The organism is Nonomuraea wenchangensis (assembly GCF_900111685.1).
Lineage (GTDB): Bacteria > Actinomycetota > Actinomycetes > Streptosporangiales > Streptosporangiaceae > Nonomuraea > Nonomuraea wenchangensis.
This window is the reverse complement of record NZ_FOHX01000010.1, coordinates 158,613-170,743: the sequence shown is the minus strand read 5'-3', so window position 1 is coordinate 170,743 and position 12,131 is coordinate 158,613. Positions and strand designations below refer to the sequence as shown.

Below are 12,131 nucleotides of genomic sequence, written 5' to 3'. Positions count from 1 at the left end.
AGCCGTGGGAGCGTTCCCATGAAATCCGCCTGTCCCCCGCCTGTCCGACGAAGGATGGCGCATGCGCGAACTCCGCGAACCGAACGACACCATGACGGCTCTGGTCGAGGCGCAGGACCCGGTCCGGGTGGCCGTGGTGGACGGCGCGGCCCGCTGGACCTACGGCGAGCTGGACGCCACCGCCAACCGCCTGGCCCACCGCCTGGCCGAGGCCGGCGTGGGGCGCGGGGATGTCGTCGCCCTGTACGCCGGCCGCTCGGCCCCCACCCTGGCCGCCATGCTCGCCGTGCTCAAGGCCGGAGCCGCCTACCTCCCCCTCGACCCGGATTACCCCGACGCGCGGGTGCGGTTCGTCCTGGAGGACTCCGGCGCGCGGACCGTCCTGGTGCCGGACGAGCTGCGCGAACGCCTGCCCACGGTCAGCACGGCGTCCGTTTTATCCCTTGACGACGATTCATCCGCATATAGCGCGGTAAATGTAAAGGTGGCGGTTGATCCGATGGATCCTGCCTACCTGCTCTACACCTCCGGATCCACCGGCCGCCCCAAAGGCGTCGCCGTTCCGCACCGGGCGCTGCTGAACTTCCTCATCGCCATGCGCGACCTGCTGAACTCCGGCGAGGACGACATCTGGCTGGCGCTCACGTCGCTGTCGTTCGACATCTCGGGGCTGGAGCTGTATCTGCCGCTCGTCACCGGCGGGCGGACCGTGATCGCCGAGCCCGCCGCCGCCCGCGACGGTGACCGCCTGGCCGGGCTGATCCGCGCCGAGGGCGTCACGCACGTGCAGGCCACGCCCTCGGGATGGCGGGTGCTGCTGGCCGCCGGGTACGCGGACCCGCACGTCACGGCCCTGGTCGGCGGCGAGGCGCTGACCGTGCCGCTGGCCCGCGAGCTGCGGGCGCGTACGGGACGCCTGTTCAACGTGTACGGCCCCACCGAGACGACGATCTGGTCCACCGCGTGGGAGGTCCCCGAGGAGCCCGTCGACGTCTCCATCGGCCACCCGATCGCGAACACCCAGGTCCACGTCCTGGACGAGCGCGGCGAGCCGGCGGAGACCGGCGAGCTGTACCTCGGCGGCCACGGCCTGGCACTCGGCTACCACCGCCGCCCGGCCCTGACCGCCGAGCGGTTCGTCCCCGACCCGTACGGCCCCCCGGGCAGCCGCCTCTACCGGACCGGCGACCTCGTGCGCGTGGAGCCCGGCGGGCTGCGTTACCTCGGGCGTACCGACACCCAGGTCAAGCTGCGCGGCCACCGCATCGAGCTGGGCGAGATCGAGTCGGCGCTGGAGGACCTGCCCGGCGTCCGGCAGGCCGTCGCCGCCGTCCACCAGGACACCCTCATCGCCTACCTCACCGGCGACGCCCCCGCCGACGTGCGGGAACGCCTCGCCGAACGGCTGCCGGCGCCCATGGTGCCCGCGCTCGTCGTACCGATGGAGTCGCTGCCCCTCACCCCCAACGGGAAGGTGGACCGCAAGGCCCTGCCGGAGCCGGCCGCGCCGGAGGCGGGGGCGGGGGCCGCGCCTCGGACGGCGGCCGAGCGGGCGGTGGCGGAGGTCTTCGCCGAGGTCCTCGACCTGCCCCCGGGGCTCGGGGTGGAGGACGACTTCTTCCTGCTGGGCGGGCACTCGTTGCTGGCCGCCAGGGCGGCGGCCAGGATCACCCGGCGGCTCGGCGTCGAGGCGCCGGTGGCGGCGCTGTTCGCGCACCCGACGGTGGCGGGGTTCGCGCGGGCGCTGGAGGAGCGGGCGGCCCCGTCGGCGCCGCTCCGGCCGCGCCCCGCGGGCACCGCGCCGCCGCTGTCGCCGAGCCAGGAGCGGCTGTGGTTCATGTACCGGCTCGACCCTGAGGACGCCTCCTACAACATCTACCTGGCGCGGCGGCTGCGCGGCCCGCTCGACGACGGCCGCCTGACGGACGCGCTGACCCGCGTCGCGGCCAGGCACGAGCCGCTGCGCACCCGCTTCGCCGAGGTGGACGGCATGCCCGTCGCGGTGGTCGAGCCGCCGGGGCCGGTGCCGGTCGAGCGGCTGGACCTGTCGGCGCTGCCGGAGGACGAGCGGGAGGCGGCGGCCCTGCGGCTGGTGACAGAACGGGTGAACGCGCCCCTGGACCTGGCCGCCGCGCCGCCGGTGCGGGCCACGCTGATCCGGCTCTCGGCGGCGGAGCACGTGTTGTGCGTGGTGTTCAGCCACATGATCGGCGACGGCTGGTCGCAGAACGTGCTGCTGTCCGACCTCGCCGCCTGCTACGCCGGTCACGAGCTGCCCGCCCTGTCGGTCGGCTACGGGGACGTCGTGCACTGGCGGCGTGAACGGGAGGCGGCGGGCGCGGGCGAGACGGCGCTGGCGTACTGGCGGGAGCGGCTGGCGGGCGCGCCGCCGCTGGAGCTGCCCGCCGACCGGCCCCGCTCCCCCGGCCTGGCCCGGCGGGGCGCGTTCCACCGGGCCAGACTGCCGCGCGAGACGGTCGCGGCGCTGGAGGAGCTCGGCCGGCGTACGGGGACGACGCTGTTCATGGTGCTGCTGGCGGCGTACCAGGCGCTGCTGGGCCGGCACGCCGGGCAGGACGACCTGACGGTCGGCACGGCGGTCGCCGGGCGGGACCGGGTGGAGCTGGAGCCGCTGATCGGCTTCCTGGCCGACACGCTGGTGCTGCGCGCCGACCTGTCGGGCGACCCGGCGTTCACCGAGTTGCTGGCGCGGACCAGGGAGTCGGTGCTCGGCGCGCTCGGGCACGGTGACGTGCCGATGGAGCGGCTGGGCGTGGGCGACGGCCGGGCGCTGTTCGGGACCATGATGATCCTGCACACGCAGGACGACGGCGCGCCGGTGCCGGTGGGCGAGGCCACGGCCGAGGTGTTCCACGCCGCGTACGCGCCGGCGCGCTTCGACCTGACGCTGGACGCCTGGCCCGCCGAGGGCGCGCTGGACCTGGTCTTCGGGTACGAGGCCGCGCTGTTCGACGCGCCGACCGTCGAGCGCCTGGCCGGCCGTTTCGCCGCGCTGCTGGCCGGCGTCGTCGCCGAGCCGGAGGCGCGCCTGTCGCGGCTGGCCCGGGTGACGGGCGAGGAGCGGGAGCGGCTGGTGCGCGGCCCGAACGACACCGCGATGCCGCTGCCCGCCGTGCCCGGCCTCCTGCCGCTGATCGAGGCGCGGGACCCGGATCGGGTGGCCGTGGTGGACGGCGCGGCCCGCTGGACCTACGGCGAGCTGGACGCCACCGCCAACCGCCTGGCCCACCGCCTGGCCGAGATCGGCGTGGGGCGCGGGGACGTGGTCGCCCTGTACGCCGGCCGCTCCGCCCCCGCCCTGGCCGCCATGCTCGCCGTGCTCAAGGCCGGAGCCGCCTACCTCCCCCTCGACCCGGACTATCCGGACGCCCGGGTGCGGTTCGTCCTGGAGGACTCCGGCGCGCGGGCGGTGCTCGTTCCCGACGAGCTGCGGGAACGTGTCCCGGCCGCCGCCGCCGCCGTCGTGCTGTCCCTCGATGCCGACTTGTCCGGATACAGCGCGGCGAAGCCGGAGGTGACGATACAGCCTGAGGATCCCGCCTACCTGCTCTACACCTCCGGGTCCACCGGCCGCCCCAAAGGGGTCGCCGTTCCGCACCGGGCGCTGCTGAACCTCCTGGTCTCCATGCGCGACCTCCTGGGCTCCGGCGAGGACGACGCCTGGCTGGCGCTCACGTCGCTGTCGTTCGACATCTCGGGGCTGGAGCTGTACCTGCCGCTGATCACCGGCGGCCGTACCGTGATCGCCGGGCCGGAGGCGGCCCTGGACGGGGCGCTGCTGGCCGGCCTCGTCCGCGCCGAGGGCGTCACGCACGTGCAGGCCACCCCGTCGGGGTGGCGGGTGCTGCTCGCCGGGGGCTTCAGCGCCCTGGAGGTCACCGCGCTCGCGGGCGGGGAGGCGCTGAGCGAGCCCCTGGCGCGGGAGCTGCGGGCGCGTACGCGGCGGCTGTTCAACGTGTACGGCCCCACCGAGACGACGATCTGGTCCACGGCCTGGGAGGTGCCGCCGGACGCCGGGCACGTCCTCGTCGGCCGCCCGATCGGCAACACCCAGGTCTACGTCCTGGACGAGCACGGCGAGCCGGCGCACACCGGCGAGCTGCATCTCGGCGGGCACGGCCTGGCACTCGGCTACCACCGCCGGCCCGCCCTGACCGCCGAGCGGTTCGTCCCCGACCCGTTCGGACCGGCGGGCGGGCGGCTCTACCGGACCGGCGACGTCGTACGGCTGCGCACCGACGGCACCCTCCAGTACGTGGGCCGCACCGACACCCAGGTCAAGCTGCGCGGCCACCGCATCGAGCTGGGCGAGATCGAGTCCGCGCTGGAGGACCTGCCCGGCGTCCGGCAGGCCGTCGCCGCCGTCCACCAGGACACCCTCATCGCCTACCTCACCGGCGACGCCCCCGCCGACGTGCGGGAACGCCTCGCCGAACGGCTCCCGGGACCCATGGTGCCCTCGCTCGTCGTACCGATGGAGTCGCTGCCCCTCACCCCCAACGGCAAGATCGACCGCGCGGCGCTGCCCGTGCCGGGGACGCGGGCGGGCGAGGACGTCCCGCCGCGGCCACGCGAGACCGGCGTGGCGCCGCCGCTGTCGCCCGCGCAGGAACGGCTCTGGTTCCTGCACTCGTACCTGGAGGGGGACACCTCCAGCCACCTGAGCGAGGCGCGCCGGCTGCGCGGTCCCCTGGACGAGGACGCGTTGGCCGCCGCCGTCGCGGCGCTGCCCGCCCGGCACGAGGCGCTGCGCACCCGCTACGAGGCCGACGCCGAGGGCCGGCCGCGCGCCGTCGTACAGGACGCGCACGCCCTGCCGCTCGCCCGTCACGACCTGACCGCGCGGCCCCGTACCGTCGCGGAGCCGGTCGCGGCGGAGCTGGTGGCGCGGATCGCCGGGGAGCCGTTCGACCTGGGGGCGGCGCCGCCGGTGCGGGCGGCGCTGATCCGCCTGGCCGCCGACGACCACGTGCTCTGCCTGGCCGCGCACCCGATCGCGGCCGACGAATGGACACTGCCGATGCTGCTGGCCGACCTGGCCGCGCTGTACGAGGGCCGGGACCTCCCCGCGCCGCCCGTACAGGCGGGCGACGTCACGCTCTGGCGGGCGCGCCGCGAGCGGCTGGCCGAGCCGGCGCTGGAGCAGTGGTGCGCCCGGCTGGCCGGGGCCCCGGTCCTCGACCTGCCACTGGACCGGCCCCGGCCCGCCGTCACCTCCTCGCGGGCCGGCGCCTGCCACGAGGTGCGGCTGAGCGGCGGCCTGACCGCGGAGCTGCGCCGGCTCGGCGCGCAGGCCGGGGGCGGGCTGTCCACGGTGCTGCTGGCCGCGTACCAGGTGCTGCTGGCCCGGCAGACCGGGCAGACCGGCTTCATGATCGGCCGCCCGGTGCCGGGGCGGGAGCGGCCCGAGCTCTCCCGGGTCGCCGGGCACCTCACCCGGCATCTGGTGCTGCGCGGCGACCTGTCCGGCGACCCCGGCTTCGCCGAGCTGCTGCGGCGTACGCGGGAGGCCGAACGGGAGGCGGACGAGCACGCCGACCTCTCCCCCGAACGGCTCGTCACCGCGCTCGGCGTGGAACGGGACCCCGGCCGCGAGCCGCTGTTCCAGACCACGCTCACCGTGCGCGAGCAGGCCCCGCCCGAGGCCGCCTTCGGCGAGCCGTTCGCGCCGCGCCCCGCCGACCTCGCCTACGACCTGGCGCTGGAGGCCCGGCCGGACGGCGACGGCCTGGTCCTGGCCTTCCATCACGACCCGGAGGTGCTGACGGAGGCCACCGCGGCACGGCTGGCCGGCCGGTTCCTGACGCTGCTCGGCGCCGCGGCGAGGGACCCCGCCCGGCGCCTGTCCGAACTGCCCGCGCCGGACGGACCGGCAAACCTGGACGAACCAGGCGAGCGGGTGCTGGATCCGTGGGGCTGCCCCGTGCCGCCGGACGCCATCGGGGAGCTGTGGCGGGGCGGGGTCCGTACCGGTGAGCGGGTCAGGCGGCACCCGGACGGGCGGCTGGAACGCGTGCCCGCCCCGCCCACCGTCGGCACCGCAGGGGCCGGCGCGCGACCCGCCTACGTCGCGCCGCGCACCGACGCCGAGGCGCTGGTCGCCGAGGTCTGGGGCGAGCTGCTCGGCGTCGCCCGCGTCGGCGTGGACGACGACTTCTTCCGGCTCGGCGGCCACTCCCTGCTGGCCGTGCGGGCCGCCGCCCGGCTGCGCGCCACCGTCGAGGTGGACGTGCCGATCAGGACGTTCTTCACGCACCGCACGCTGGCCGGGTTCGCGGCGGCGACGGAGGAGATCCTGCTGGCCGAGCTGGAGGAGCTGTCCGAGGAGGAGGCACTGCGCCTGCTCGACCCCACGGAGGTCCTGTGACCACGCTCTCCTCCCCCGGCGGCCTGTCGCCCGCCAAGCGGGCGCTGCTGGCCCAGCGGCTGCGGCGGCGGGACGCCGCCACCACGGTCCCGCCGCGCCCGCCCGGCACGCCGCCGCCGCTGTCGCACGCGCAGGAGCGGCTGTGGTTCCTGGAGCAGTACGCGCCCGGCACCGCCGCCTACACCGTCTCCTGCACGGCGCGGGTGACCGGCGAGCTGGACGCGGAGGCGCTGCGCCGCGCGGTGCGCGAGGTGGCGGCCAGGCACGAGAGCCTGCGCAGCCGGTTCACAACTGCCGAGGACGGCACGCCGCTGCTGGTGATCGACGCCGAGCCCGCGCCCGAGTTCCTGGTCGCGGCGGCCGGGACGCCGGAGGAGGCGCGGGCGCTGGTGTCGGCGGAGCTGGCCCGGCCGTTCGACCTGGCGGCGGGCCCGCTGCTGCGGGTCCTGCTCATCCGGCTCGGCCCCGCCGAAGCCGACGGCGCGGACGATCACGTGCTCATGCTGGCGGCGCATCACGCGGTGGCCGACGGGTGGAGCTGGGACGTGGTGCTCGGCGAGCTGTTCACGCTGCTGGCCGGCCGCGAGCCGGAGCCGCTGCCCGTCCAGTACGGCGACTACGCGCTCTGGCAGCGCGAGCGCACCGGCTCGGCCGCGTACCGGGCGGACGTGGACTACTGGCGGTCGCAGCTCGCCGGGGTGCCGGCGCTGGAGCTGCCGACGGACCTGCCGCGCCCGGCGGAGCAGACGTTCACGGGGGCGGCGCACGGGTTCCGGCTGGACGCGGAGCTGGCCGGGGCGGTGCGGGCGCTGGCCGAGTCGCTCGGGGCGACCCCGTACATGGTGCTGCTCGCCGCGTTCCAGGCGCTGCTCGGCCGGTGGTCGGGGCAGAGCTCGTTCGCGGTGGGCAGCCCGGTGAGCGGGCGCGGGCTGCCGGAGCTGGACGGCCTGGTCGGCATGTTCGTCAACACCCTCGCGCTGCGGGCCGACCTGTCGGGCGATCCGGCGTTCGACGGGCTGGTGTCGCGGGTACGGGAGACGGCGCTGGACGCCTTCGCCCACCAGGAGCTGCCGTTCGACCAGCTCGTGGGCGAGCTGAACGTGACGCGGGACGTCAGCCGGCCGGCGGTGTTCCAGGTGATGTTCGCGCTGCAGAACTACACCGCCAGGCCGGTGGACGCGGGGCCGCTGGAGCTGGCGTGGTTCCACGCCGACACCGTGACCAGCCGTTTCGACCTGAGCCTTTACCTGCACCAGGCGGCCGGGGGCGGCCTGGACGGGACGTTCGTCTACAACACGGCGCTGTTCGAGGCGGGGACCGCCGAGCGGATGGCGGCGGCGCTGGAGGCGCTGCTGCGCTCCGCCGTGGCCGCGCCGGGCACGCCGGTGTCCGGCCTGGAGATCCTGCCGGCGGACGCGCGGGCCGGGCTGGCCGCGCTGGAGACCGCCGCGCCGCCCGCGCCCCCGGAGGCGGAGCTGCTGCACGAGCTGGTGTTCGCGCAGGCCGGGCGGACCCCGGACGCGACCGCCGTGACCTTCGGCGGCGACCGGCTGACCTACCGCGAGCTGGCCGGACGGGCCCGGCGGCTGGCCGCGCATCTGCGCGCCCGCGGGGTGCGGCCCGGCGACCGGGTGGCGGTGTGCCTGGAGCAGTCGGCGGGGACGGCGGTGGCGCTGCTCGGCGTGCTGGCGGCCGGGGCGGCGTACGTGCCGCTCGATCCCGAGCAGCCGGCCGCGCGGCTCGCGTACCTGGTCGAGGACGCCGGGGTGCGCACGGCGATCACTTCGGAGGGGGCGCGCGGGGCGCTGCCCGACGGGCTGACCGAGATCGACCCGGACCGGGTGCCGGACGGGGACGCGCCCGCCGAGGCGAGGGTCGGGCCGTCGGACCTGGCGTACGTGATCTACACCTCCGGGACCACGGGACGGCCCAAGGGGGTCGCCGTGCAGCACCGGGAGGTGGTGACGTACCTGGCGGGCGTGCGCGAGCGGTTCGGCGTCGAGCCAGGGGCGTCGTTCGCGCTGCCGCAGTCGCTGGCCTTCGACTTCGGGGTGACGGTCTTCTACCTGGCGCTGATGACCGGCGGCCGGCTCGACCTGCTGCCGTCCCGTACGTCGGCGCGCGAGCTGGCCGAGCACTTCCAGACGAGCCCCGCCGACTACCTGAAGATCACCCCGTCGCACCTGGCCGCGCTGCTCGCCGAGGCCGGGCCCGCCGAGCTGCTGCCGCGCCGGCTGCTGATCCTCGGCGGCGAGGCGTCCTCGTGGGCGTGGGCGCGGGAGCTGGCGGCGTACGAGGCTCCGGGACGCGGCCGGTGCGCCGTCGTCAACCACTACGGGCCAACGGAGGCGACGGTCGGCATCACCACGTTCGCCGTGGACCCGGAGCTCCCGGCGCGGGAGACGACGCTGCCGATCGGCCGGCCGCTGCCGGGCGCGCGGGTACGGGTGCTCGACGAGCGGCTGCGCCCCGTGCCGGTGGGAGTGGTCGGCGAGCTCTGCCTCGGCGGGGACCGGCTGGCCCGCGGCTACCTGGGCCGGCCAGGACTCACCGCCGAGCGGTTCGTGCCCGACCCGGACGGCCCGCCGGGCGCCCGCCTGTACCGGACCGGAGACCTCGGGCGGTGGCTGCCGGACGGCACACTCCAGTTCCTGGGCCGCCGCGACCTGCAGGTCAAGATCCGCGGGTACCGGGTCGAGCTGGGCGAGGTCGAGACCGTGCTCGCCGAGTTCCCCGGGGTGGCGCAGGCGGTGGCCGAGCTGCGCGGGGACCGCCTGGTCGGCTACCTGCTGCCGGTGGAGGGCGGCGTGCGGGCGCCGGCCGCCGAGGTGCGCGCCTGGCTGCGCGAGCGGCTGCCCGACTACATGATCCCGGCCCGGTACGTCTGGCTCGACCACCTGCCGCTGAAGTCCCACGGCAAGGTCGACCGCGCCGCGCTGCCCGACCCCGAGGACGACCGCCCGGACGACGGCGCCGCCTTCGTCCCGCCGGACGGGCCGGTCGAGGAGGCCGTCGCGGCCGTGTGGGCCGACGTGCTCGGGCTCGCCAGGGTGGGCGCGCTGGACGACTTCTTCGAGCTGGGCGGTCACTCGCTGCTGGCCATGCGGGTGCTGGCGCGGCTGCGCAGGATCGCGCCTGAGCGGCGGGTCACGCTCATGGACCTGTTCACGCACACCACCGTCAGGGAGACGGCGGCGCTGCTCGACGGGGAGGAGCGGGCTCGCGAAGGGGACGGCGGGCTGCTGCGCCGGCTCACGCCCGCGCGCGCCGCGACGACGGCCACGCTGGTGTGCGCGCCGTACGGGGGCGGCAGCGCGGTGATCTACAAGCCGCTGGCCGACGCGCTGCCCGGCGACTGGGCGCTGTACTCGATCGCCGTCCCCGGGCACGAGCTCGGCGAGGAGGCGATGCCGCCGGAGGAGGTCGCGCGGCGCTGCGCCGAGGAGATCCTGGCCGGGATCGAGGGCCCGGTCGTGCTGTACGGGCACTGCGGGCTCGGCGCGATGATCACCGCCGAGATCGCGCGGTCGCTGCACAGTTCGGGACGCGAGGTCGAGGCGGTCTACCTGGGCGGGATCTTCCCGTTCGCCCGGCCGGGCGGCCGGACGGCCCGGCTCCGGGACCGCCTGGACGACCTGCGCGGCGACCAGGGACGCATCAACGCGCTCACGGCGGCCGGCCTGGACGTGTCGGACCTGAGCCCCGAGGAGCTGCGGCTGATCGTCCGCAACCGGCGGGAGGGCACGCGGGCGGCCGAACGCTACTTCACCCGGCTGTTCGAGGAGGACAGCGACCGGCTCGGCGCGCCGGTCATCGCCGTGGCCGGGGAACGGGACCCGATCATGGAGTTCTACCAGGAGCGCTTCCGCGAGTGGCACGTGCTGTCGCCGGTGACCGCGTGCGCGGTGCTGGACGAGGCCGCGCACTTCTTCGTCAAGTACCGGGCCGGGGAGCTCGCGGAGATCGTCACCCGGACGCACGCCGCCCTCGCCTCCGGGGAGACGGCGGGGCTGGAGCGCGGTGACGGCGGGCGGACGTGGTGGATCGAGGGCGTCTCCCACGAGACCCCGGCGGCGCTTCCCGAGGCGTCGTCCTCCGGTGCCGGGTCACGGACCGCGGGCGTCCCGGCGGCCGAGGCGAGGGCGGCCGCCGGGGGCCCGCCCTGGCGCGGGGCGGCCGGTACACCGGACCGACGCGTGGCCCCCGGGCCGCGGCCCAGCATGCGGCGCTTCTTCGCGGTGGCGGCCGGGCAGGCGGTGTCGATCGTCGGCTCGGCGCTGACCGAGTTCGCCGTCCCCCTCTGGATCTACCTGACCACGGACTCGCTCGTCGACTTCGCCCTGTTCTCGGTGCTGGCGCTGGTGCCCGGCATGATCGTCGCGCCGCTCGCCGGGACCATCGTGGACCGCAGCGACCGCCGCCGCGTGATGCTGCTCGGCGACGTGGGCGCGTTCGGCACGCAACTGCTGCTCGGCCTGCTGCTGTGGACCGGGAACCTCCAGGTGTGGCACATCTACCCGCTGCTGGTCGGCCTGTCGGTGGCGCTGGCGTTCCAGCGGGTGGCGTACCAGTCGGCCGTGCCGCAGCTCGTGCCCAAACGTTTCCTCGGCCACGCCAACGGCGTGGTCGGCATGATCAACGGCGTCGCGCAGCTCATCGTGCCGCTCGCCGCGGCCGGGCTGATGTCGCTCATCGGCCTGGAGGGCATCCTGGCCCTCGACGTGATCAGCTACGCGATCGCCATCGGCAGCCTGCTGCTCATCCGCTTCCCCGCCACGATGGCGCTGCGCCGCCGCGAGACGGTGGCCGCCGAGCTGGTCAACGGCCTGCGCTACTCGTGGGGGAACAAGGGCTTCCGGCGGATGGTGACGTTCTTCGCCGTGGTCAACCTGTTCATGGCCGCGCTGTTCCTGATGATCTCGCCGCTGGTGCTGTCGTCGGGAACGATCGCCGACGTGGGGCGGGTGTCGTTCGCCGGCGGGCTCGGGGTGTTCCTCGGCGGGCTCGTCATGGCGGTGTGGGGCGGGCCGCGGGTGCGGCGCTTCCGCGGGCAGCTCATGTTCACGCTGACGCTGGCGCTCTCGGCCGTGGTGATCGGCGCGCGGCCGGACCTCGTGGTGGTCACGGCGGGGGTGTTCGGGCTGTTCCTGTCGCTGACGCTGCTCAACGGCGTCTACACGACGATCGTGCAGGTGAAGATCCCGCAGCGCTACCACGGGCGGGTGTTCGCGCTCAACCAGCTCGTGGCCTTCTCGACGCTGCCCATCGGGTACGCCGTCGTCGCGCCGCTCGGCACGTCCCTCCTCGAACCGCTGCTCGCCGACGGCGGCGCGCTCGCGGACACCGTCGGCCGGGTCATCGGCACCGGCGAGGGCCGCGGCATCGGCCTGCTGTACGTGCTGCTCGGCGCCGCCATCGCCGCCTGCGTGCTGGTCGCCAGGCGGCGGCGGGTCCTGTGGGACTTCGACGCGCTGGTGCCCGACGCGCTGCCCGACGACCTCATCGGTTTCCAGGCCCTGCGCGAACGCGGGGCCCCGGTCAAGGAGGACGCATGGACGACTACCAGGTCGTGATCAACCACGAGGAGCAGTACTCGGTGTGGCCCGCGGACCGGGACGTACCGGCAGGCTGGCGGGCGACCGGGTTCCGCGGCGGCAAGGACGACTGCCTGGCGCACATCGAGGAGGTCTGGACCGACATGCGTCCCCTCAGCGCCCGCTGACCCGCCCGTCCCAGGAGGCCC

3 protein-coding genes are annotated in these 12,131 nt (G+C 75.8%); all 3 read left to right on the top strand.

All coding sequences use genetic code 11. The features are described 5' to 3' along the window. Positions 1–61: 61 nt before the first annotated feature. The 3 genes from BMW85_RS28665 to BMW85_RS28655 are packed head-to-tail and all read left to right on the top strand — an operon-like array spanning position 62 to position 12,110. On the top strand, positions 62–6,388 hold the full coding sequence (locus BMW85_RS28665) for a non-ribosomal peptide synthetase (RefSeq protein WP_091087448.1): 6,327 nt from the start codon (positions 62–64) through the stop codon (positions 6,386–6,388). After that, entirely contained in the window at positions 6,385–11,961 is a 5,577-nt protein-coding gene (locus BMW85_RS28660; RefSeq protein WP_091087446.1) for a non-ribosomal peptide synthetase/MFS transporter, read from the top strand. Before BMW85_RS28665 ends, BMW85_RS28660 begins: the two co-directional genes overlap by 4 nt. Further along, on the top strand, positions 11,940–12,110 hold the full coding sequence (locus tag BMW85_RS28655) for an MbtH family protein (RefSeq protein WP_091087444.1): 171 nt from the start codon (positions 11,940–11,942) through the stop codon (positions 12,108–12,110). The genes BMW85_RS28660 and BMW85_RS28655 overlap by 22 nt, the downstream gene beginning before the upstream one ends. Positions 12,111–12,131 lie beyond the last annotated feature (21 nt).